The sequence below is a fragment of the Sphingomonas sp. CFBP9019 genome (assembly GCF_034045155.1).
Lineage (GTDB): Bacteria > Pseudomonadota > Alphaproteobacteria > Sphingomonadales > Sphingomonadaceae > Sphingomonas > Sphingomonas aerolata.
The window spans coordinates 73,085-94,316 of the sequence record NZ_JAXCWK010000006.1 but is presented as its reverse complement, the minus strand read 5'-3'; the positions used below and the strand labels follow the sequence as shown (position 1 = coordinate 94,316).

Below are 21,232 nucleotides of genomic sequence, written 5' to 3'. Positions count from 1 at the left end.
TGAAGGCGATGATCGTCAGCCCGTGGGCGCCGTCCGCGCTGGTCGCGTCGACATACCACCAGGCATAGCCCTGGGCATCGACACGAACGTCGAAGCGTGGTCCCTGAGCAGGCAGTCGACGGCTAGCCGGCCGGAAAGCGCCGCCATCGGGACGCCCGCGCCGGGGTGGGTGCTCCCGCCCGCGCAATAGAGCCCAGGGATCCGAGTCCGGCTGCCCTGCCGGCGGAAGGACGCCGCCCACCCGTGCGAGGCCCGTCCATAAAGGGCTCCACCCGTCGAGGGACACAGTGCCTCGAACGCGTGCGGCGTCGTCATGACGGTCGAGGGCGCCAGATCGAGCGAAAGTCCCGCCTGCGAAACGCCCTCGAGCATGCGCCTCGTCCATGTCGCGATCTCCTCCTGGCTGGTGTCCGGTCCGTCGCCGGTGGGCGGCGCGTTGACGATGATCTGCACGCGTTCGGGGCGGGCCGGGGCGGGCGCGCCGCGGCGGTCGTCGTCGCCGCTGTCGCTGCGATCCTGCGCGCAGACATAGACGCTCGGCCGGGCGGCGGCGCGACCGGCCGACAGCGCGGCGAATTCGGCCGGATAGTCGTCCGAGAAGAAGACGGTGTGGCGGGCGAGCGGAAAGCCCGCGGCCTGCGCGTGTCCGGTCCACACCATCGCGCTGAGCGATCGGTGCGCGGCGGGAACGGGGGCGACCGCGTGACGGACCGCGGCGCCGAACCGGCCGACGGCGATCGCGGCGGGATCGGCGTTGCAGATCACCGCCGACGCGGCGATGCGCTCGCCGTCCTCGAACATGACCCCGGCGGCGCGGCCGCGCTCGATGAGGATCGCGCGGACCGGTGCGTCGTACCGGAAGCGGACGCCGTTCTGCCGGCCAAGCGCCTCCAATGCGAGTGCGAGCCGATACATGCCGCCGTCGATCAGCCACACGCCGCTCGCCTCGACATGCGCGATCAGCATCAGCGTCGCCGGGCACTGCATCGGCGACGCCCCGCAATAGGTCGCATAGCGCGCGAACAATTGGCGCAGGCGCGGGTCGGTGAAATAGCCGCCGAGCGCGTGCCACAGCGACGTATAGGGGCGCAGCGTGCAATAATCGCCAAGGCCGCGCAGACCCATCCGCCAGCCCAGCGTCAGAGGCCCCGGGCGTGTCGCGTGGAGAAAAGGCCGGTTGAGCGCGGTAAAGAGCCGTTTCGCCTCGGCCCGGAACGCGCGATAGCCGCGGGCATCGGCCGCGCCGGCAAAGGCGCCGATCGCGTCCTCGCTCGCGGCGGGATCGGCGAACAGGTCGAGGCGGGCGGGACCCCAGGCATGGCGGGCGAGCAGCGCGGCGGGGCGCATCGTCACGTGCCGGTCGAGCGTGTCGCCGCATGCCGCAAAGACATCCTCCATGACCGATCGCAGCGTGAACACCGTCGGCCCCGCGTCGATCGCGTCGCCATCGACCGCGATCGTGCGCAGCTTGCCACCCGGCCCGGGCTGCGCCTCGACGACCGTCACGGTGCGGCCCTGCGCGGCGAGCAGCGCGGCGCTGACCAGCCCGCCGACTCCCGCCCCGATCACCACCACGCCCGCATCCGACACCGGCATCCTCCAATTGACGCGATGCTAACACCTGTCCACAAATATGGACACATGAAAACGTATCATCATCTTTTCGCCCGGGTGCGGGAGCGGTGGCTGGATTGTCGCAACCGCCTGCTCGCCGATCCGCGTGTTCAGCACGCGGCGCAGCGCTTTCCGCTCAGCCGGCCGATCGCGCGCCGCCGGGCGGGCGCCCTGTTCGATCTGGTCGCAGGGTTCACTTACTCGCAGATCCTTGCGGCCTGTGTCGAAACCGGGCTGCTCGCGCTGCTGGCCCGCGGCCCGGCGGACGCGCGGACGATCGCGGCGCAGCTCGACCTGCCGGTGGCAGGCGCCGAACGGCTGTTGCGCGGGGCGGCGGCGCTGCGGCTCGTCGAGCCGTGCGGGGCGGACTGGGCGCTTGGCAGCGACGGCGCGGCGCTGCTCGGCAATCCCGGCATCACCGCGATGATCGCGCATCACCGTCTGCTCTATGCCGATCTCGCCGATCCCGTGGCGATGCTGCGCCGCGGGGGCGGGGGCGGGGCGGTGTCGGATCACTGGCATTATGCCGAGTCGGCGGGGCAGGGCGATGCCGCCGCAGTCTCTGCCTATTCGACGCTGATGGCGGCGTCGCAACCGATGGTCGCGGGCCAGACACTCGCCGCCTATCGGTTCGACCGTCATCGCCGCGTGCTCGACGTCGGCGGCGGCGAGGGCGCGTTTCTCTGCGCGCTCGGGACCCGGTTCGCGACGCCCCGTCTCGGGCTGTTCGACCTGCCCGCGGTCACCGAGCGCGCGCGTGGGCGGTTCGACTCGGCGGGGCTGGGGACGCGCGCGACGCTGCACGGCGGCGATTTTCTCGCGGATCCGCTCCCCGAGGGCTATGATCTGATCACGCTGGTGCGCGTCCTGCATGATCATGACGACGCGGTGGCGCTGACGTTGCTGCGTCGTATCCATGCCGCGCTGCCCCCCGGCGGGACTTTGCTGATCGCCGAACCGATGGCGCAGACGCCCGGTGCGGAGCGGTCCGGCGATGCGTATTTCGGCTTCTACCTGCTCGCCATGGGCACCGGGCGACCGCGCAGTGTCGCGGAGATCCGCGCGATGCTGCACGCCGCGGGCTTCGGCCAGGTCCGCACCCGGCGCACCGCGCTGCCGCTCATCGCCTGTGTGATCACCGCGACACGATAATGTGTCCAATCAAGTTGACAACCTTATCTGTCTAGAGCAGATTACGGCCATGATCTGATGGAGGACGGAGCGGTGGGCAACGGACGTATGGACGCACTGGCGGTCATACTGGAAGCGCCGGAAAGGCTTGCGCTCCGCACGCTGTCGCTCACGCCGATGGGCGATGCCGATCTGTGCGTCGAGATCGACTGGAGCGGGATCAGCACCGGCACCGAACGGCTGCTGTGGAGCGGTCGGATGCCCGAATTTCCCGGTATGGGCTATCCGCTGGTCCCGGGATATGAATCGGTCGGGCGGATCGTCGATGCCGGTGTCGATGCGCGCGCGCGGATCGGCGAATATGTCTTCGTCCCCGGCGCCAATTGCTATCGCCAGGCGCGCGGCTTGTTCGGAGGGGCAGCCCGGCGCGTGATCCTGCCCGGTGCGCGCGCGGTGCCGATCGACGCGACTCTCGGGCGCAACGGCGTGCTGCTCGCACTCGCCGCCACCGCGCACCACGCGATCGCGGTCGGCGGCGCGCCCGACCTGATCGTCGGTCACGGCATATTAGGACAGCTGATCGCGCGGATCGCGGTCGCCTCGGGGGCGGGTGCGCCGACGGTGTGGGAGGTCCAGCCGGCGCGTCGGATCGGGTCCGGCTACCGCGTGATCGACCCGGCCGACGACGAGCGCTGCGACTATCGCACGATCTGCGACGCGAGCGGGACCGCCGATATCCTCGACCTCGCCTTCGCGCGGCTCGGCAAGGGCGGCGAGGTGGTGCTGGCCGGCTTCTACGATCGGCTGTACTTCGCCTTCCCGCCGGCATTCCTGCGCGAGGCGCGGATGCGGGTCGCGGCCGAATTCACCCCTGCGGACATCGCCGCGGTGCTCGCGCTGATCGAGACCGGGCTGCTCGAGCTCGACGGCCTGATCAGCCACACCAGACCGGCCGGCGAGGCGATGGACGCCTATCCGCAGGCCTTCACCGACCCCGATTGCGTCAAGATGGTCCTCGACTGGAGAGCGCTATGAGCATGTTCGATCCCGGACCCCTGCGCGGCGAGGCCGAACAGGAGCCGGATCCGGTCCCGACCGGCCCGGTCACCAAGGACACGCAGATCATCGCGATCTACGGCAAGGGCGGCAGCGGCAAGTCGTTCGCGCTGGCGAACCTCAGCTACATGATGGCGCAGCAGGGCAAGCGCGTGCTGCTGATCGGCTGCGATCCCAAGAGCGATACCACCTCACTGCTGTTCGGCGGCAAGTCGACCCCGACGATCATCGAGACCAGCTCGCGCAAGAAGCTCGCGGGCGAGGAGATCGGGATCGAGGACGTCTGCTTCCAGCGCGACGGGGTGTTCGCGATGGAACTGGGCGGCCCGGAGGTCGGGCGCGGCTGCGGCGGGCGCGGGATCATCCACGGGTTCGAGACGCTCGAGAAACTCGGGTTCCACGAATGGGGCTTCGACTATGTCCTGCTCGACTTCCTGGGCGACGTGGTGTGCGGCGGCTTCGGCCTGCCGATCGCGCGCGACATGTGCCAGAAGGTGATCGTCGTCGCGTCGAACGACCTGCAGTCGCTCTATGTCGCGAACAACGTCTGCAAGGCGGTCGAATATTTCCGCAAGATGGGCGGCAATGTCGGCGTCGCGGGGATGATCCTCAACAAGGACGACGGCACGGGCGAGGCGCAGGCGTTCGCCGCCGCGGTCGGCATCCCGGTGCTGACTGCGATCCCCGCGAACGAGGACATCCGCAAGAAGAGCGCGAACTACCAGATCATCGGCAAGCCCGGCGGGCAATGGGCGAGCCTGTTCGAGGAGCTTGCGGTCAATGTCGCCGAAGCCCCGCCGCTGCGTCCGACACCGCTCGACCAGGACGGGTTGCTCGGGCTGTTCTCGGCGGATGTGACGGGCGCGGATTATGCGCTGAAGCCTGCGAGCCAGGCGGACATGCGCGGGGTGGCCTATGTGGCCAAGCCGACGCTCGAGGTCGTGTACGATGCCGTCTGAGCTGGGACTTCCTTCTTCTGCTTCGAAGCCCCTCCCCTTCAGGAGTGAGGCGGCAGCCCTGTCCCCCGGACAGGGCCAAGAACCGCCTCACTGGGTTGGGGGTGGGGCCGTGCCTGCTTCCGGCGGCGTGTCTGCTGAACTGCCCCACCCCAACCCCTCCCTTGAAGGGGAGGGGCTCAAGTGCAGTAGCGCGCCAACCCTCCGCGAAGCCGCGGAACTGGCCGGAAAATCCGACATCCTCGCGCGCTACGACGCCGACTACCCAAAAGGCCCGCACGACCAGCCGCAATCCATGTGCCCAGCCTTCGGATCGCTCCGCGTTGGCCTTCGCATGCGCCGCACCGCGACCGTCCTCTCGGGTTCGGCGTGCTGCGTCTACGGCCTGACCTTCACCTCGCATTTCTACGGTGCGAAACGCAGCGTCGGCTATGTGCCCTTCTCGTCCGAGACGCTGGTGACCGGCAAATTGTTCGAGGACATCCGCGACGCGGTCCACCAGCTCGCCGATCCGGCTTTGTACGACACGATCATCGTGACCAATCTCTGCGTGCCGACCGCGTCGGGCGTGCCGCTGCAATTGCTCCCCGACCAGATCAATGGCGTGCGGATCATCGGGATCGACGTTCCCGGTTTCGGCGTGCCGACGCATGCCGAGGCGAAGGACGTGCTGGCGGGGGCGATGCTCGCCTATGCGCGCAAGGAGGCCGAGAGCGGCCCCGTCGCCGCGCCAAAGCAACGACCGGACCGGCCGAGCGTGACTCTCCTTGGCGAGATGTTCCCCGCTGACCCGCCAGGAATCGGGCTATTGCTCGAACCGCTGGGGCTTGCGGCCGGCCCGGTCGTCCCGATCCGCGAATGGCGCGAGCTCTATGCGGCGCTCGATTGCGCGGTGGTGGCCGCAATACACCCCTTCTACACCGCCAGCGTGCGCGAATTTGAGGCAGCGGGGCGGACGGTGGTCGGCTCGGCGCCGGTCGGCGCGGACGGCACCGCGGCGTGGCTCGACGCGATCGGCGCGGCGTGCGGGATCGCGCAGGACAAGGTCGATGCCGCGAAGAACCGCTTCCTCCCCGCGATCCAGGGCGCACTCGCCGCGCGGCCGATCGCCGGGCGGATCACCGTGTCGGGCTATGAAGGCTCCGAACTGCTCGTCGCGCGGCTGCTGATCGAAAGCGGCGCGGACGTGCCCTATGTCGGCACCGCCTGCCCGCGCACGCCCTGGTCCGAACCCGATCGCGACTGGCTGGTGAGCCGCGGCGTGCAGGTCCAGTATCGCGCCAGCCTCGAACAGGATCTTGCCGCGGTCGACGCGTTCGGCCCCGATCTCGCGATCGGCACCACGCCGGTGGTGCAGCACGCCAAGCAGAAGGCGATCCCGGCGCTGTATTTCACCAACCTTATCTCGGCGCGGCCGCTGATGGGGCCGGCGGGGGCGGGGAGCCTTGCGCTGGTCGTCAACGCGGCGCTTGCCAACCAGGCGCGGTTCGACCGGATGACCGCGTTCTTCGACGGTGTCGGCACGGGCGCGACCGCAGGTGTGTGGGAAGACACGCCGGTCGACCGGCCCGAATTCAAGGCGAAATACGCCGCCAAACGCATCGCTGCGGCGAAGGCCGAAGAAAGCGTCGGGGTATGACCCTCATCCTCGATCATGACCGCGCGGGCGGCTATTGGGGGGCGGTCTATGCCTTCACCGCGATCAAGGGATTGCAGGTGATCATCGACGGGCCGGTGGGGTGCGAGAATCTCCCGGTCACCTCGGTGCTCCATTATACAGACGCGCTGCCGCCGCACGAACTGCCGATCGTCGTCACGGGCCTTGGCGAACAGGAGCTCGGGCGCGACGGCACCGAAGGCGCGATGAAGCGCGCCTGGGCGACGCTCGACCCGGACCTGCCCGCGGTGGTGGTGACAGGGTCGATCGCCGAGATGATCGGCGGCGGCGTCACGCCCGAGGGCACCAACATCCAGCGCTTCCTGCCGCGCACGATTGACGAGGATCAGTGGCAGTCGGGCGACCGCGCGCTGACCTGGCTGTGGACGCAGTTCGGCCCGAAGAAAGTCCCCGCGCCGCGTCCGCCCAAGCCCGGCGAGCGCCCCAGGGTCAACATCATCGGGCCGATGTACGGCAGCTTCAACATGCCCTCCGATCTCGCCGAGATCCGCCGCCTGATCGAGGGGATCGGCGCGACTGTGGGCATGGTCTTCCCGCTCGGCAGCCATCTCGCCGATGTCCGCAAGCTCGCCGACGCGCAGGTCAATGTCTGCCTGTACCGCGAGTTCGGACGCGGACTGTGCGAGGTGCTCGAACGGCCCTATCTGCAGGCGCCGATCGGGCTGGAGAGCACGACGCTGTTCCTGCGCAAACTCGGCGAGCTGCTCGGGCTCGATCCCGAACCGTTCATCGCGCGCGAGAAGCACACGACGATCAAGCCGCTCTGGGATCTCTGGCGCTCGGTCACGCAGGATTTCTTCGGCACCGCGAGCTTCGGCATCGTCGCGACCGAAACCTACGCACGGGGTATTCGCAACTTCCTAGAAACCGACATGGGACTGCCTTGTCACTTCGCGTTCGCGCGCTCGGCGGGGGTGAAGCCCGACAACCAGGCGGTGATCGAGGCGATCCGGAGCAATCCGCCGCTGATCGTCTTCGGCAGCTTCAACGAGCGGATGTACATGGCCGAGGCCGGCGCGCGGGGTGTCTACATCCCGGCGAGCTTCCCCGGCGCGGTGATCCGCCGGCACACCGGTACGCCGTTCATGGGCTATGCCGGCGCGACCTATCTGATCCAGGAAGTGTGCAACGCGCTGTTCGACGCGCTTTTCCACATCCTTCCGCTCGCGGGGCAGCTCGATCAGGTCGAGGCGACGCCGGCGCGGATCGAGCGCGACGTGGCCTGGGACGACGATGCCAAGGCCGCGCTCGACGCGGTGATCGAGCGCGAACCGGTGCTGGTGCGGATCTCCGCCGCCAAGCGCATCCGCGACGCGGCCGAACGCGGCGCGCGCCGCGCGGGCGAAGCGTCGATCAGCACGGACCGCCTCGCGCACGCGATCACCGAAAGCCGCGGGCGATGACCCCGGCACTGCCTTTCCCGTCCGGCCCGAGCGGTGCCGATGCGGGTGACTCCTTCCTCGCGGGCATCCGGTCCGCCTGGATCCAGGGAGCGCGTTTCACGCTCCCCTTCTCCTCGGGAACAACGGAGACGTCATCATGAGCGACCTGAGAGACAAGGACGAGAGGATGGGGCTTGGCACCTACCTCACGCCCGAAGAGGCCAAGGAATTTCACAAGCTGTTCATCACCAGCTTCCTGATCTTCACCGTCGTCGCGGTCATCGCGCATTTCCTGGTCTGGAACTGGCGCCCCTGGTTTTGAGCCGCACGCCCTAATCGCAAACCAATGAGAGGAACCACGTCATGTGGAGAATCTGGCTGATCTTCGATCCGCGGCGTTCGCTCGTCGCTCTGTTCACGTTCCTACTGGTGCTGGCATTGCTGATCCACTTCATCCTGCTCAGCACCGATCGCTTCAACTGGCTCGATGGCCCGCACAAAGCGCCCGCCGTCACCGCGCCCGCGGGCAGTTGATGCGACGATCGGCGGTTGCGGAGGACGGGGGCAGACCGAACCCGTCCTCCCATACCCCCTGGCTCCACCGCAGTCCCGACCCCGGCCGATCGGCACGGGTGATGGGACGGCGTGACGGGATGCCGTGACGAAACGGGGAAACGGAGACGTGCCATGGCGCTGTTGAGCTTCGAGCGAAAATACCGGGTGCGCGGCGGGACGCTGCTTGGCGGCGACCTGTTCGACTTCTGGGTCGGGCCCTTTTACGTCGGCTTCTTCGGCGTCACGACCGCGATCTCCGCGTTGCTCGGCACGTTGCTGATCTTCTACGCCGCCTCGCTCGGGCCGAGCTGGAATCCCTGGCTGATCAGCATCGCGCCGCCCGACATCGCCTATGGCCTGGGGCTGGCGCCGCTGCGCGAGGGCGGGTTCTGGCAGGTCATCACGATCTGCGCGATCGTGGCCTTCGTGTCCTGGGCGCTGCGCGAGGTCGAGATCTGCAACAAGCTCGGCATGGGCTATCACGTGCCCTTTGCCTATGGCTTCGCGATCTTCGCCTATGTCTCGCTGGTCGTCGTCCGACCATGGCTGCTCGGCGCATGGGGCTTCGGCTTTCCGTACGGGATCTTCAGCCATCTCGATTGGGTGTCGAACACCGGCTACCAATATCTCCACTTCCACTACAATCCCGCGCACATGCTCGCGGTGAGCTTCTTCTTCACGACCGGGGGCGCGCTGGCGTTCCACGGCGCGCTCGTGCTGTCCGCGGTCAACCCGGCGGAGGGCGAACCGGTCAAGTCGCCGGAATATGAGGACGCGTTCTTCCGCGACACGATCGGTTATTCGATCGGGACGCTCGGCATCCACCGGCTGGGCCTGTTCCTTGCGCTGTCAGCGGGGTTCTGGAGCGCGATCTGCATCATCATCTCGGGGCCGCTCTGGACGCGCGGCTGGCCCGAATGGTGGACGTGGTGGCTCAACCTGCCGATCTGGTCCTGAAGGGGGTATGGCGATGGCGCGCTATCAGAACATGTTCACCCAGGTGCAGCTGCGCGGTCCGCTCGAGGCGGGACCGCGACTTCCCCCGGGCAGCTTCCCACGGGTCGGCACGGGGACCTATAATTACTGGATGGGCAAGCTCGGTGCGGCCCAGATCGGTCCGATCTATCTCGGCAGGCTGGGCCTCGCCTCGCTGATCTGTGCGTTCCTGTCGTTCGAGATCATCGGGCTGAACATGGCCGCCAGCGTCAACTGGGATCCGGTCCAGTTCGCGCGCCAGCTGCCCTGGCTCGCGCTCGAGCCGCCCGGCCCGCAATGGGGGTTCAAGCTGCTGATGCCGCTTGCCGAAGGCGGCTGGTGGCAGATGGCGGGCTTCTTCATGAGCGCGTCGCTGATCCTGTGGTTCGTGCGGACGTACCTACGCGCGCGCGCGCTCGGCATGGGGACGCATGTCGCCTGGGCGTTCGCGGCGGGGATCCTGCTGATCCTGACACTCGGCTTCATCCGGCCGATGCTGATGGGCAGCTGGGCGGAGGCGGTGCCGTTCGGCATCTTCCCGCATCTCGATTGGACCGCCGCCTTTTCGATCCGTTACGGCAATCTGTTCTACAACCCGTTCCACTGCCTCTCGATCGCGTTCCTCTATGGCTCGACGATGCTGTTCGCGATGCACGGCGCGACGGTGCTGGCGATCGGCCGCTATGGCGGCGAACGCGAGATCGAGCAGATCACCGACCGCGGCACCGCGTTCGAGCGCGGCGCGCTGTTCTGGCGCTGGACGATGGGGTTCAACGCAACCGCCGAGTCGATTCATCGCTGGGCTTGGTGGTTCGCGGTGCTCACCCCGCTGACGGGCGCGATCGGGATCCTGCTGACCGGGACCGTGGTCGACAACTGGTATCTCTGGGCGGTGCTGCACGGCTATGCGCCGGGTTATCCGGACACCGGCGTCGTCGATCCCGCCTTGCTCCCGGGAGGTGTACGATGACCGCATTACCCACCAAGACGCCCACCAAGGCGCCCACCAAGACAATGGTACTCGGCGTGGCGCTCGTCCTGCTCGGGGGGTGCGAGATCGGCCCCAAGACAGCCACGCAGACGGGCTATCGCGGCGCCGGACTGAACCAGATCATCAACCCCAAGCTGATCGCGGCGGCCAGTGCGATACCCGAAGCGCCCTATCCGTTGCCGCCCGAGGGCGGTCCCACGGCGGGCGAGAGCTATGAGAATGTGAAGGTGCTCGCCGGGCTGGGCCGCGAACGGTTCGACCATCTGATGGCCGAGATGACCCAGTGGGTCGCGCCGCCCGAACAGGGGTGCAATTACTGCCACAATCCGGAAAACATGGCGTCGGACGAGAAATACACCAAGATCGTCGCGCGCCGGATGCTGCAGATGACTCAGGCGATCAACGGTCGCTGGGCGAGCCATGTCAAGCAGACCGGGGTGACCTGTTACACCTGCCATCGCGGCAATGCGGTGCCCGCGTATAAATGGGCGATCGCCGAGGGGACGCCCGAGCCCGGCAAGGTGCTGGGCAACCGGCATGGCCAGAACGCGCCGAACCCGAATGTCGGCTATGCGTCGCTGCCCTATGATCCGTTTGCCGAATATCTCGGCGGCCGGGCGCAGATCCGGGTCGCCAGCAGCAGCGCGTTCCCGAACGCCAACCACATCGTCTCGATCAAGGCGGCGGAGAAATCCTATGGGCTGATGATGCATGTCAGCGGCGCGCTGGGGGTCAATTGCACCTATTGCCACAACAGCCAGTCGTTCCGTTCGTGGAACCTCAGCAGTGCGCAGCGGGGCACGGCCTATTACGGTATCCGCATGGTCCGCGACATCAACCAGACCTACATCACACCGCTGCAACCGATCTTCCCGGCCAGTCGCAAGGGGCCGCATGGCGATCCCTACAAGGTGAACTGCACCACCTGTCACCAGGGCATCAACAAGCCGCTGGGCGGGGTCAGCATGATCGACCAGGCGCCGATCCTGAGGGGCGCGTCGATCGCCCGCGCGGTGCCCGAGGGTGGACCGGGCGCCGGCGTCGCGGTGCCAGCCGCCTTTGCCCGGCCGGCGGCGATGACGGACGCAAAGTGATGCGGTCCGCGCCGCCGGGGGCGCGGATCTCACCGCTATCGGCCGGGCGGGCCTGACGATGCACAATCACCCGTTGCGCGCGGCGCTAGCCGAGGAGATGCACCTTCGGCGACTGCCGCGCTTTGCCGCGCCGTGCCGGCTGGTGCAGATCGTGACCGTGATCGAGGAGGCTGCAGCGGACGCAGCCCGCGCGCATATCGCGGCGCTGGCCGAGCAGGGCCGCGAGATCGTCCCCGTGGCGGGGAAATATGGCGTGCTGGGGCTGGGGCCGGTGACACTGGTGTGGGAGCGCCATACGGAATTCGCGACCTATACGCTGTTGCGCGGCGGTGCGGGCGAGACTGAGGCTGGGGCAGAAGCCAGGGCCGGGGCCGCCGCCGGCACGCCGTCGCGATACGCGCCGTCGCTGTTCGATCCCGGCCCGTTCGAGCCCGCGCTGTCGGCCATATTCAAGGACCTGCCCGGTGCGATCATCCGGGCAACGCAGATCGCGCTGGTGCCGCGCGCGGCGGGCGATCCGACACCTGACGATCTCGAACGCTGGTTTGCATCGGAAGCGACGATCCTGTGCGATGTCGCGGACGGGGCAGCGCGGATCGTGTCGGATTTCCGGCTCAACCCCGACGGCTATGGCCGGCTGCTCGTGCTCGACCGAGGCCTCGAGCGGGACGAACCGGCGCAGCTCGTCATGCGGCTTCAGGAACTGGGCAATTACCGGAACATGGCGCTGCTCGGCCTGCCGCTGGCGCAGCGGCTGACGCCGAGCGTCACGGATCTGGAATCGCGTCTGGCGCATCTGACCCAGGCGGTCTCCGAACGGACATCCGAAGACGACCGGCTGCTCGACGAGCTGACCTACCTGTCCGCCCGGCTCGCCCGGCTCGTCGCCGAGACACGCTATCGGATGAGCGCGACGCGCGCCTATGCGCAGTTGAGCACCGACCGTCTTGCCAGCCTGCGGATCGGCGGGGTGCGCGGCTATCAGACACTGGGCGATTTTACCGAACGGCGGCTGGTGCCGGCGGTCCGGACCTGCGATTCCTTCTCGGCCCGGCTCGAGGATCTGTCGCAGCGCGCGGCCTGGACGAGCGAGCTGCTGCGGACGCGGATCGACATCGCGCTCAGCAAGCAGAATCGCGACCTCCTCTTGTCGATGGACCGTCGCGCGACGGTGCAGCTGCGGCTGCAACAGACGGTCGAGGGCCTCTCCGTCGTCGCGATCAGCTATTATCTGGTGTCGCTCATCGGCTATCTGCTGACGGCCATTCCAGGCGTCCATCATGACGTCGCCACGGCGGCGGCGGTGCCCGTGGTGATCGCGCTTGTCGCGCTTGGGCGCTGGCGGATGCACAAACACCTGGCGGCGTGACGCCCGGCGGCGGCGGTCCAGAGCCGTCGGCGCCTTTTAGACGCCGACGGCACCCGGTCAGGCCGCCATCGCCCGCCGCGCCAGCGCGCATTGCGACCATATCTCGCTGAGCGCGGTCACCAGCGTGTCGATATCGGCATCGCTATGCACCGGCGACGGCGTCAGCCTGAGCCGTTCCGTGCCGACGGGGACGGTCGGGTAATTGATCGGCTGGACATAGATGCCGTGATGTTCGAGCAGCCAGTCGCTGATCCGTTTGCACTTGTGCGCATCGCCGACCATTACCGGGATGATATGGCTTCGATTGTCGACCGTGGGAATCCCGGCGGCGTCGAGCCGGCGGCGGACGGTCGCGACGCGATCGCGGTGCCGCGCACGCTCGACCTGGCTCACCTTGAGGTGGCGGATGCTCGCGGTCGCGCCCGCGGCGAGCGCGGGGGGGAGGGCGGTGGTGAAGATGAAGCCACTGGCGAAGCTGCGGACGAAATCGCACAGCGCCGCCGACGCGGCGATATAGCCGCCCATCACGCCAAAGGCCTTGCCGAGCGTCCCCTCGATCACCGTGACCCGGTCCATCAGCCCCTCGCGCTCGGCAACGCCGCCGCCGCGCGGACCATAGAGACCGACCCCGTGCACCTCGTCGAGATAGGACAATGCGCCATGCGCCTCGCAGACGTCGAGCAGTTCGGCGATCGGCGCGATGTCGCCATCCATCGAATAGACGCTTTCAAAGGCAACGATCTTGGGCCGCGACGGATCGATTTGCGACAGCCGGCGATCGAGATCCGCAGGGTCGTTGTGCGTGAAGACCTGCACCTCGGCGCGGCTGTGGCGGATGCCCTCGATCATCGACGCATGGTTGAGCGCGTCGGACAGGATCACGCAGCCGGGCAGCCGCGCGCCGAGCGTGCCGAGCGCAGCCCAGTTCGAGACATAGCCCGAGGTGAAGAGCAACGCCGCCTCTTTCCCGTGGAGATCGGCCAGTTCGGCCTCGAGCAGCACATGGCTGTGGGTCGTCCCCGAGATGTTGCGCGTCCCGCCCGCGCCCGCGCCGCACCGGTCGATCGTCGCATGCATCGCCTCGAGCACCGCGGGGTGCTGGCCCATGCCGAGATAATCGTTCGAGCACCACACCGTCACCGGTCGCCGGGTCCGGCGGATGACCTGTTCGGCGGCGGGAAAGGCGCCGGCAGTGCGCTCGAGCTCGGCAAACACCCGGTAGCGCCCATCGTCGCGGAGCGCCGCGAGTTCGCCTTCGAAAAATGCCTCATAGTCCATGCGATCGTCCCCGTCCGTCGGTGATGGCGGCCTGTGCCGCTCGTGTGGAGGAAGCGGCCCAGCGCCAGAGGCGCGCATCGCGCATCGGCAGGACCAGAAACAGATGCTCGACGAGCCCGAGAACCGCCAGCCCCGCGAGCAGCGCACCCGCGGCCGCAGCGCCGCTGCCGGCGGGGGCGGCTTCCGCAACCGTCCAGGCCCAGGCGGCGGTTGCGCCACTGGCCAGGATCGAGACCGGGAACAGCGCGTTCAGCCGGCGCTTGCGGAAATAGCTTTTGAGATAAGCCAGATGCGCGGGAAACACCTCGTCGCTGAGATTGGGCACGCCCAGGTACAGGTTGAACTTGGCCGACAGCCGCAACACGAACAGCAGCAGGAAGGTGAGCGGCGCGGCCTGGTTCGGCCCGCCCCAGCTGACCGCGAAGAGCAGGATCGCGGTCGCGGCGATCGCGAGCTCGTGATGGATCACGGTGGCGGTCGCGGCGCGGAAGCGGGGCCAGCCGGTCGCGTCGGGCGGACATTCGGTGCGACGCGGACCCGCGACCGCCCCCATGAGAAAGCTCATTTCGTGCCAGCCCCAGATCAGGATCGCCGCCGCGAACCCGGTATAGGCGGCGCCGGCGCTCGCATCGTCGGCGATCGACCCGACCAGCGCGACCGCGGCGATCGCGACCAGCCCGGCCAGCGTCAGGCTGGTGCGGAACGTCGCCGCGGGGCGGCTGTCGAGCCAGACCACCGCGGCAGTCCCGATAAACCACATCAGCAGCGCGAAAAGTAGCGGGGGAACGCTCACCACGCCGGGACCAGCCGCACCGTCGCGGGCGCGGTGTTGCGCTTGACCGGCGTGAGATACAGCCAGACGAAGCTGACAGCGGCGGCGGCAGTCAGGCCGAGCCGCTGGATCTGCCCGACCACGCCGCCGCGCGCCTTGGCCGCGTCGATCGCCCCCGCGATCCGCCGCATCCGCTCGAGCCCGGCGCGGAAGCGCGGGCTGTCGGTGTCGAGTACGACCGGGAACACCTGCCGCGTGATCGCCGAACAGATCGAAAAGACGCGCATGTCATAGTCGGTCGGGTCGATCCCCAGCGCCTTGTGGAAGGCGGGCCGGTTGTGATCGCGCACGTACATCGTCGCATAGACCGCGACGAGGAAGAAGCGGATCCACCATTGGTTGACGCCGCGCAGCAGCTTCGGATCGGTGCGCATCAGGATCGCAAAGGCATCGCCGTGGCGGAACTCGTCATTGCACCAAAGTTCGAACCAGTCGAAGATCGGGTGGAAGCGCAGCTCGGGATGCCGGGCGAGGTGCCGGTAGATGGTGATGTAGCGCGAATAGCCGATCTTCTCGCTGAGATAGGTCGCGTAGAAGATAAATTTCGGCCGGAAATAGGTGTATTTCTTCGTCCGCGTGAGGAAGCCGAGATCGACGCCGATGCCTGCATCCTTGAGCGTGTCGTTGATGAAGCCGGCATGGCGGCTCTCGTCGCGGCTCATCAACTTGAACAGCTGTTTGACGTCGGGGTTGGTCACACGCTTGGCGATCTCGGCATAGAGGATGCAGCCGGAGAATTCGGCGGTCAGCGAACTGACGAGGAAATCGGTGAATTCTTCGCGGAGGCCGTCGGGGAGGCTTTCGATCACGCCGTCGAATGCGGCGGTGCGCTTGAAGTGGAGGCGGTTGGGATCGCTCGCCATCTCGCCGATCAGCGCATCCCATTCGCCGCGCACCGCCGAGACGTCGATCCGGTCCATCGCCGCGAAATCGGTGGTATAGAAGCGGGGCGACAGGACGGTGTCTGCGCGGGCGATCGCGAGTGTATCGAGCAAGGGCGCAGGCGACGCGGCGGGGGCGGCGGCGAGCGGCGCGGGGGCGAGGGTGGTGATCCTGTTCATGCTATCGTCCGATCCGAAAAGCTGACCTCGTATAATTCCGTCATCGCGAAATGGCCGGCGAACTGCGTCCAGAGCCGCCCGGCCAGACCCGCGCGTTCGACCGTCGCGATCCGATCGACCACGCAGCGCTCGCCGAAACCGACCCGGATCGGTGCGCCGTGCACCCGGACCCGGTCGCCGGGCCCGATCGCGACATCGCCCGCGAGCACGACATGCGCGCAGAGGAACGCGTCGCTATGCTCGATCTCGACGCGGCAGGGCGTGTCGAACCGGGTGGACCGCAATAGCGTCATGTCCCGGGCGCCTGTGCGGGGAGCAGCGCGGCAAAGGTCGCGCGGTTGGTCGGGCCGAAGGCGCTGAGCTCGATCGTCCGGCCCGTCGCGGTGTCGGTCAGCGACAATTCGCCGTCGCGCCAGAGCGTCAGCGTGAAGGGGGGGCGGTTGTCGATTCCGCGCGCGCGCCGGTCGCGCGCCAGCCCGCGCATCACGCCGCGGACGAATCCCGTCTTCTGCCCCGCCGCGATCACCGCCACGGTCCCGCCGCGCGCATTGCCAATCACCACCGAGCCATCGGCGCGGTCGACGAAGCGCAGGTCGCGCGACGCGACGGGGGCGATCTTGGCCTGTTCGCGCATCAGGACGGGCGAGGCCGCCGGGGCAATGTTCGCGATCCGGACGATGCTGGTCGCCGCGAGCGTGAAGGCGAGCAACGCGCCGGCGCCGATGAGCGTGGTGCGCGGGACGAGGTCCGGATGGCGGTGCGTGCCGCTCATGCCGCCTGCGCCTTGGCGAAGACGCTGTCGACAGGAGCATTTTGGGTTGTCTCGGAAGCCGCCAACTGCCCTGCCGGGTGCACCGTCAGGCAGGTCCGGGCGATCAGCGCGGCGACGGTCGCCGCCTCGGGCACGGCGCGGAGCATCGGCCGGGGCGTGACGATCCGCCAGGGCCGGGCGTGCGGCCACAAGGCGAGATAGCCGAGCTTGTAGCGGCCGGTGACCGTCAGCGGCATGTCGCCGGTCCCGTCGGCGCGCTCCGCGAGATCGACCGCGCCGATCAGCGCGAGCGGCAGGTTGATGCATTTGGGCAGCGCCATGCCGATCCGCAGCACCACGCGGCGCGTGGTCAGCGTATAGAGCGTCGTCCGCGCCGCGCCCCAGGCGAGCAGGTGGAGCAGCGCGACCCCCAGCAGCCCGACGATCGCGGTCATCGCCGCTCCGACGAGGTCCCGCGGACCGTCGATCCCCTGCCGTCCGGCCTCCGCCAACGCCCACAGGGTCAGCGCCGCGAAATAGGCCGCGACCAGCCGGGTGTGGAAGGCGGTGCGCGCGAGCGCCCGCCAGTCGGGTGATCCCTGCCACAGGATCCGCTCACCCGGCGGTGGCACCCCGGGAAGGCCGGGGATCGGTTCGACGTCATGCTCGGTCACAGCAGCGGCTCCTGACGTGCGGGCGTGGCATAGAGATAGCCGCCGCCGAAATAGGCCTGGACGCGCTCCTCCTCGTACAGCGTGATCCGGTCGGCGGCCTCGATCGGCGGGACGTCGGCGAATTGGCTGGCGAGCAGCGCGTCGATGACGACGCGGCGGCGGCGACGATCGACCTTGGCCATCATCATCGGTGCGAGCACCGCGCGGCCACCGACCGATACCTGCATGTAGCGGATCAGCCGGTCGGCGCGGTCGATCCACAGATCGTCGATCGTCCCCGCGACCACGCCATCCGCGCCCAACATCGGCCAGCCGAGCAGGTCGGGATCGCCGACCGCGACCGCATAGTCCGACGCCACGCTAAGCGGGACGATCCGCGGATGCCCCTCCATGTCGAGATCGGGATGCCGCGCGCGCTCGGCCCAGGCGGCGGGGCCGATGCCGTCGACGAGCGGGTTGCCGGTCGGCGCATAGGGCGCGCCCGCAAACCGGTCGGTGCGCCGCGCGGCGATGTCGACGGGCTCGCGCCCCTGGGTCGGCGCGGTGACGCGGCCGCGACCGAAGGGCAGCAGGAACGACTTGGTCGAGGCGGTATGCAGCGGGCCACCGACCGTATCGAGCCGGCCGGTCAGTTCGTCCTCGAGCGGATAGCCCTCGCGACGGTCCTCGCGGCGCAGGTAGAAGACGAGCACGAGGAAGAACAAGGCGAACGCCCAGAGGACCAGGAGCGCGACGTCGATGCCGGATGTCAGATGCGGGTTCATGATCGTCCCTTCAGACCGGAAATTCGCTGAGACCGAAACGCGGCACCGGCCGCTCGCCGACCGCGTCGACGGTGGCGCCCCGACCGCGCACGAGCGGGCCGAGCGCGACGAGCGTGCCGAGCAACAGGAGGATTTCGACGCCGTAGACCGCGGCATAGCCGGTGACCCGGGTTGCCAGCGTCGGGCCGTACGCCCCCGCCATCGCTGACGCCGAGACGAGGTCGCGCAGGACTGCGCCGAGTGCGATCGCGACGCCGGCGCTGCTTGCCTGCACCGCGCCCCAGGCCCCCAGCGCGAGCCCGGTGCGTCCGTCGAGTGGCCCCGCGTCGGCGATCGCCATGGCGGCAGTCAGCGTACCCACCGAGAACAGTCCGCCGCCAAAGCCGATCAGCGCCGCGCCGGTGCCGAGCAACGCGACCGACGACAGCGCGCCGGCGAAGATCACGCACAGGAACGCGGTGACGCCGAGCACGCCGCCAAAGCCCGCCAGCTGATGCGGATCGTCGCCCTCACCAAGCCGTCTGGCGGCGAGCGCGAACCCGCCCAGCATGCCGAGCGCCCAGAGCGCGGTCAGCGCGGTGGTCGCACCGACCGTCATGCCGAGCACCTGTCCGCCATAGGGTTCGAGCAGCACGTCCTGCATGCTGAACGCCGCGGCGCCCAGCCCGACCGCGACGAGCAGCCGCAGCGTGCGCGGGCGGGCGATGAAGATCGCCCAGATCGCGCCGAAGTTCGGGCGATCGGGCCGGGGCACGACCGGGCGAGGCCCCCGCGCTTCCTGTTTCCACATCGCGACCAGATTGAGGACGACGGTCAGCACCGCTGCGCCCTGGATCAGCTGGACCAGCTTGGTCGGGGTAAAATCGGCAAGCAGCCGGCCGATCACGATCGCGCTGACCATCATACCGAGGACCAGCATGACGTAGAGCAGCGCAACGACACGCGGCCGCGCATCGTCGGGGGCGAGATCGGTTGCGAGCGCCAGCCCCGCGGTCTGCGTGGTGTGCATCCCCGCGCCGACCATCAGGAAGCCGAGCGCCGCGCCGATCTGCCCGAAGATCGCGGGGCCCGTGCCGCCGCCGGTCATGACCAGCAGCGCGAAGGGCAGGATCGCCAGGCCGCCGAACTGCAAGAGCGTGCCGAACCACAGATAGGGCACGCGCTTCCACCCGAGCAGCGAGGCATGGTGATCCGAGCGGAACCCGATCAGCGCGCGCAACGGCGCGAACAGCAGCGGGAGCGAGACCATCGCCGCGACGAGGCTGGTCGACATGCCGAGCTCGACGATCATGACCCGGTTGAGCGTGCCCGTCAGCAGCACCGCGGTCATCCCGACCGACAGCTGGAACAGCGACAGCCGCAGCAGACGGCCGAGCGGCAGGTCGTCGGTCGCCGCGTCTGCGAACGGCAGGAACCGGGTGCCGAGCCGCGCCCAGAATGCGCCGGTCTTTAAGGCGACCAGCCGGTTCATGCGGCGACCATCTCCAGCGCGTGGCTGGTGTAGAAACCGCTGGCGACGCGCGCGTCGCGACCGATCCGCGCATGACCGACGCTCGCGTGCAGCTGCCCGCGCAGGACGCGTTCGCGGACGGGCTCGATCGCCGGCGCACGGTCGGCGCGGGGAAAGAGCGTGCCGATCGCGTGCATTACGACCAGCGGCCGGGTCGACGGCGCGAAGGTGAACAGCATCGAACCGCGCGTGCGTCGGGTCAGCGTCTCCACCAGCTCGACGAGGTCGGTGCTGCGGTAATGGATCAGCGAATCCATCGCGACGACATGATCGAACATGCCGAGCGCAGCGTCGCGCATGTCGCCGACACGCCAGTCGATCGCGAGCCCGGCCGGCGACCGGTCGCGCGCTACCTCGACCAAGCTGGCGGCGAGATCGATCGCGACCACCGAAGCACCGCGCCGCGCCGCCTCGACCGCCAGCGCGCCCGTGCCGCAGCCCGCATCGAGCAGCCGCAGTCCGGTCATGTCCGCGGGCAGCCAGGACAGCAATGTCTTGCGCATCCGGTTGCGGCCGGCGCGGACCGTGGCGCGAATGCCGCTGACGGGCGCATCGGACGTCAGCCGCGCCCAGGTCTGCGATGCGGTGCGGTCGAAATAGGTTTCGAGCCGGTTGCGCCGCGCGGCATAGCCGGTGGAGGGAACCAGGCTGGCCATCATTCGAACCCCAGAAATTCGAAGATGTCGCGATCCTTCATCGGCATCGCGTCGAGCGCATCGCAGCCCGACCAGAGCAACGCAGCGAGGCGCTTATATTCATCGCACGCGGCGGCGACCTCGGGCGTCTGCTCCATTTCGAACAGCGTGCATTTCTTGAGGCGGCTGCGCCGGATCGCATCGAGATCGGGAAAATGCGCGAGGCGCTTCAGCCCGGTGGCGGCATTGTAGCGATCAATCTCGTCGGTCGCGGCGGACCGGTTGGCGATGACGCCCGCCATCCGCACCTCGTAATTCTTCGCCTTGGCCTGGATTGCGGCGGCGATGCGGTTCATCGCGAAGATGCTGTCGAAATCATTCGACGCGACCACCACCGCGCGCTCGGCATGCTGCAGCGGGGCGGCGAACCCGCCGCACACGACATCGCCGAGCACGTCGAACAGCACGACATCGGTCTCCTCGAGCAGATGATGCTGTTTGAGCAGCTTGACGGTCTGGCCGACGACATAGCCGCCGCATCCGGTGCCCGCGGGCGGCCCCCCTGCCTCGACGCACATCACGCCGTTATAGCCTTCGAACATGTAATCCTCGGGCCGGAGTTCCTCGGCGTGGAACTCGACGGTCTCGAGCACGTCGATCACCGTCGGCATGAGCTTCTTGGTCAGCGTGAAGGTGCTGTCGTGCTTGGGATCGCAGCCGATCTGCAGCACGCGTTTGCCGAGCAGCGAAAATGCCGCGGACAGGTTGGACGAGGTCGTCGACTTGCCGATCCCGCCCTTGCCATAGATCGCGAACACCTTCGCGGAGCCGATCCGGTCGGCGGGATCGAGCCGGACCTGGACGCTGCCCGCGCCATCGGGTCGGGATGCAACGGGGCGGGTAGGGGGATCGAGCAGGGCCATGAT

At 68.5% G+C, this 21,232-nt stretch carries 22 protein-coding genes; 11 read left to right on the top strand and 11 right to left on the bottom strand.

Annotation, left to right across the window (positions count from 1 at the left end):
• Positions 1-15 precede the first annotated feature (15 nt).
• A complete protein-coding gene (gene crtD, locus SOM18_RS17710; protein WP_320482097.1) occupies positions 16-1,590 on the bottom strand; it encodes a 1-hydroxycarotenoid 3,4-desaturase CrtD in 1,575 nt (524 codons plus the stop codon).
• 51 nt (positions 1,591-1,641) lie between these two features.
• Between crtD and SOM18_RS17705 the strand changes: the two genes are divergently transcribed.
• From SOM18_RS17705 to SOM18_RS17655, 11 genes are all read left to right on the top strand, one after another.
• Positions 1,642-2,766, top strand: coding sequence for a methyltransferase (locus SOM18_RS17705; RefSeq protein WP_320482096.1), 1,125 nt, complete (start codon positions 1,642-1,644; stop codon positions 2,764-2,766).
• An 87-nt stretch (positions 2,767-2,853) separates the two neighbouring features.
• On the top strand, positions 2,854-3,780 hold the full coding sequence (bchC, locus tag SOM18_RS17700; RefSeq protein ID WP_031439809.1) for a chlorophyll synthesis pathway protein BchC: 927 nt from the start codon (positions 2,854-2,856) through the stop codon (positions 3,778-3,780).
• Positions 3,777-4,760, top strand: coding sequence for a chlorophyllide a reductase iron protein subunit X (locus tag SOM18_RS17695; RefSeq protein ID WP_031439810.1), 984 nt, complete (start codon positions 3,777-3,779; stop codon positions 4,758-4,760). Before bchC ends, SOM18_RS17695 begins: the two co-directional genes overlap by 4 nt.
• A 109-nt stretch (positions 4,761-4,869) precedes the next feature.
• Positions 4,870-6,396 (top strand): chlorophyllide a reductase subunit Y, encoded by a 1,527-nt coding sequence (bchY, locus tag SOM18_RS17690; RefSeq protein ID WP_414712139.1) that lies wholly within the window; start codon positions 4,870-4,872, stop codon positions 6,394-6,396.
• Positions 6,393-7,838, top strand: a complete 1,446-nt coding sequence (gene bchZ, locus SOM18_RS17685; RefSeq protein WP_031439812.1) for a chlorophyllide a reductase subunit Z — start codon at positions 6,393-6,395, stop codon at positions 7,836-7,838. Before bchY ends, bchZ begins: the two co-directional genes overlap by 4 nt.
• 136 nt (positions 7,839-7,974) lie before the next feature.
• Positions 7,975-8,139 (top strand): light-harvesting antenna LH1, beta subunit, encoded by a 165-nt coding sequence (pufB, locus tag SOM18_RS17680; RefSeq protein ID WP_081874172.1) that lies wholly within the window; start codon positions 7,975-7,977, stop codon positions 8,137-8,139.
• Positions 8,140-8,180: 41 nt separating this feature from the next.
• The gene (gene pufA, locus SOM18_RS17675; protein WP_081874173.1) at positions 8,181-8,351 is read left to right on the top strand and encodes a light-harvesting antenna LH1, alpha subunit; all 171 of its coding nucleotides are present in this window, start codon (positions 8,181-8,183) and stop codon (positions 8,349-8,351) included.
• Positions 8,352-8,504: 153 nt separating this feature from the next.
• On the top strand, positions 8,505-9,329 hold the full coding sequence (gene pufL / locus SOM18_RS17670; RefSeq protein WP_031439813.1) for a photosynthetic reaction center subunit L: 825 nt from the start codon (positions 8,505-8,507) through the stop codon (positions 9,327-9,329).
• Between the two features lie 13 nt (positions 9,330-9,342).
• Entirely contained in the window at positions 9,343-10,317 is a 975-nt protein-coding gene (gene pufM / locus SOM18_RS17665; protein ID WP_031439814.1) for a photosynthetic reaction center subunit M, read from the top strand.
• Positions 10,314-11,432: a photosynthetic reaction center cytochrome PufC gene (pufC, locus tag SOM18_RS17660; protein WP_042466651.1), complete on the top strand. Its 1,119-nt coding sequence runs from the start codon at positions 10,314-10,316 to the stop codon at positions 11,430-11,432. Before pufM ends, pufC begins: the two co-directional genes overlap by 4 nt.
• Positions 11,433-11,490: 58 nt before the next feature.
• Entirely contained in the window at positions 11,491-12,801 is a 1,311-nt protein-coding gene (locus SOM18_RS17655) for a DUF3422 family protein (RefSeq protein WP_042466652.1), read from the top strand.
• Between the two features lie 57 nt (positions 12,802-12,858).
• On the opposite strand, the gene hemA is transcribed toward SOM18_RS17655, so the two are convergent.
• The 10 genes from hemA to bchL are packed head-to-tail and all read right to left on the bottom strand — an operon-like array spanning position 12,859 to position 21,229.
• Positions 12,859-14,079, bottom strand: coding sequence for a 5-aminolevulinate synthase (hemA, locus tag SOM18_RS17650; protein ID WP_031439817.1), 1,221 nt, complete (start codon positions 14,077-14,079; stop codon positions 12,859-12,861).
• Positions 14,069-14,839, bottom strand: a complete 771-nt coding sequence (puhE, locus tag SOM18_RS17645; protein ID WP_235188303.1) for a putative photosynthetic complex assembly protein PuhE — start codon at positions 14,837-14,839, stop codon at positions 14,069-14,071. The genes hemA and puhE overlap by 11 nt, the downstream gene beginning before the upstream one ends.
• A gap of 29 nt (positions 14,840-14,868) precedes the next feature.
• Positions 14,869-15,972: a magnesium-protoporphyrin IX monomethyl ester (oxidative) cyclase gene (acsF, locus tag SOM18_RS17640; protein WP_031439819.1), complete on the bottom strand. Its 1,104-nt coding sequence runs from the start codon at positions 15,970-15,972 to the stop codon at positions 14,869-14,871.
• Positions 15,969-16,265, bottom strand: coding sequence for a hypothetical protein (locus SOM18_RS17635; protein ID WP_031439820.1), 297 nt, complete (start codon positions 16,263-16,265; stop codon positions 15,969-15,971). Before SOM18_RS17635 ends, acsF begins: the two co-directional genes overlap by 4 nt.
• On the bottom strand, positions 16,262-16,744 hold the full coding sequence (gene puhC / locus SOM18_RS17630; RefSeq protein ID WP_031439821.1) for a photosynthetic complex assembly protein PuhC: 483 nt from the start codon (positions 16,742-16,744) through the stop codon (positions 16,262-16,264). Before puhC ends, SOM18_RS17635 begins: the two co-directional genes overlap by 4 nt.
• Positions 16,741-17,397, bottom strand: coding sequence for a photosynthetic complex putative assembly protein PuhB (gene puhB, locus SOM18_RS17625; RefSeq protein WP_320482094.1), 657 nt, complete (start codon positions 17,395-17,397; stop codon positions 16,741-16,743). Before puhB ends, puhC begins: the two co-directional genes overlap by 4 nt.
• Positions 17,394-18,161, bottom strand: coding sequence for a photosynthetic reaction center subunit H (gene puhA / locus SOM18_RS17620; RefSeq protein WP_031439823.1), 768 nt, complete (start codon positions 18,159-18,161; stop codon positions 17,394-17,396). Before puhA ends, puhB begins: the two co-directional genes overlap by 4 nt.
• A gap of 10 nt (positions 18,162-18,171) precedes the next feature.
• Complete coding sequence (locus SOM18_RS17615) at positions 18,172-19,632, bottom strand: BCD family MFS transporter (protein ID WP_031439824.1); 1,461 nt, start codon at positions 19,630-19,632, stop codon at positions 18,172-18,174.
• Complete coding sequence (bchM, locus tag SOM18_RS17610; protein WP_320482093.1) at positions 19,629-20,327, bottom strand: magnesium protoporphyrin IX methyltransferase; 699 nt, start codon at positions 20,325-20,327, stop codon at positions 19,629-19,631. The genes SOM18_RS17615 and bchM overlap by 4 nt, the downstream gene beginning before the upstream one ends.
• Positions 20,327-21,229 carry a ferredoxin:protochlorophyllide reductase (ATP-dependent) iron-sulfur ATP-binding protein gene (gene bchL / locus SOM18_RS17605; RefSeq protein ID WP_031439826.1) on the bottom strand — a complete coding sequence of 301 codons (903 nt, stop codon included), beginning with the start codon at positions 21,227-21,229 and terminating at the stop codon, positions 20,327-20,329. The genes bchM and bchL overlap by 1 nt, the downstream gene beginning before the upstream one ends.
• Positions 21,230-21,232 lie beyond the last annotated feature (3 nt).

Excerpts from the sequence above, each read along its gene's own strand:
- SOM18_RS17705 (WP_320482096.1), top strand. The coding sequence starts at position 1,642 with ATGAAAACGTATCATCATCTTTTCGCCCGGGTGCGGGAGCGGTGGCTG.
- bchC (WP_031439809.1), top strand. The coding sequence starts at position 2,854 with ATGGACGCACTGGCGGTCATACTGGAAGCGCCGGAAAGGCTTGCGCTC.
- SOM18_RS17695 (WP_031439810.1), top strand. The coding sequence starts at position 3,777 with ATGAGCATGTTCGATCCCGGACCCCTGCGCGGCGAGGCCGAACAGGAG.
- bchZ (WP_031439812.1), top strand. The coding sequence starts at position 6,393 with ATGACCCTCATCCTCGATCATGACCGCGCGGGCGGCTATTGGGGGGCG.
- pufB (WP_081874172.1), top strand. The coding sequence starts at position 7,975 with ATGAGCGACCTGAGAGACAAGGACGAGAGGATGGGGCTTGGCACCTAC.
- pufA (WP_081874173.1), top strand. The coding sequence starts at position 8,181 with ATGTGGAGAATCTGGCTGATCTTCGATCCGCGGCGTTCGCTCGTCGCT.
- pufL (WP_031439813.1), top strand. The coding sequence starts at position 8,505 with ATGGCGCTGTTGAGCTTCGAGCGAAAATACCGGGTGCGCGGCGGGACG.
- pufM (WP_031439814.1), top strand. The coding sequence starts at position 9,343 with ATGGCGCGCTATCAGAACATGTTCACCCAGGTGCAGCTGCGCGGTCCG.
- pufC (WP_042466651.1), top strand. The coding sequence starts at position 10,314 with ATGACCGCATTACCCACCAAGACGCCCACCAAGGCGCCCACCAAGACA.
- SOM18_RS17655 (WP_042466652.1), top strand. The coding sequence starts at position 11,491 with ATGCACAATCACCCGTTGCGCGCGGCGCTAGCCGAGGAGATGCACCTT.
- hemA (WP_031439817.1), bottom strand. The coding sequence starts at position 14,079 with ATGGACTATGAGGCATTTTTCGAAGGCGAACTCGCGGCGCTCCGCGAC.
- puhE (WP_235188303.1), bottom strand. The coding sequence starts at position 14,839 with ATGTGGTTTATCGGGACTGCCGCGGTGGTCTGGCTCGACAGCCGCCCC.
- acsF (WP_031439819.1), bottom strand. The coding sequence starts at position 15,972 with ATGAACAGGATCACCACCCTCGCCCCCGCGCCGCTCGCCGCCGCCCCC.
- SOM18_RS17635 (WP_031439820.1), bottom strand. The coding sequence starts at position 16,265 with ATGACGCTATTGCGGTCCACCCGGTTCGACACGCCCTGCCGCGTCGAG.
- puhC (WP_031439821.1), bottom strand. The coding sequence starts at position 16,744 with ATGAGCGGCACGCACCGCCATCCGGACCTCGTCCCGCGCACCACGCTC.
- puhA (WP_031439823.1), bottom strand. The coding sequence starts at position 18,161 with ATGAACCCGCATCTGACATCCGGCATCGACGTCGCGCTCCTGGTCCTC.
- SOM18_RS17615 (WP_031439824.1), bottom strand. The coding sequence starts at position 19,632 with ATGAACCGGCTGGTCGCCTTAAAGACCGGCGCATTCTGGGCGCGGCTC.
- bchM (WP_320482093.1), bottom strand. The coding sequence starts at position 20,327 with ATGGCCAGCCTGGTTCCCTCCACCGGCTATGCCGCGCGGCGCAACCGG.
- bchL (WP_031439826.1), bottom strand. The coding sequence starts at position 21,229 with ATGGCCCTGCTCGATCCCCCTACCCGCCCCGTTGCATCCCGACCCGAT.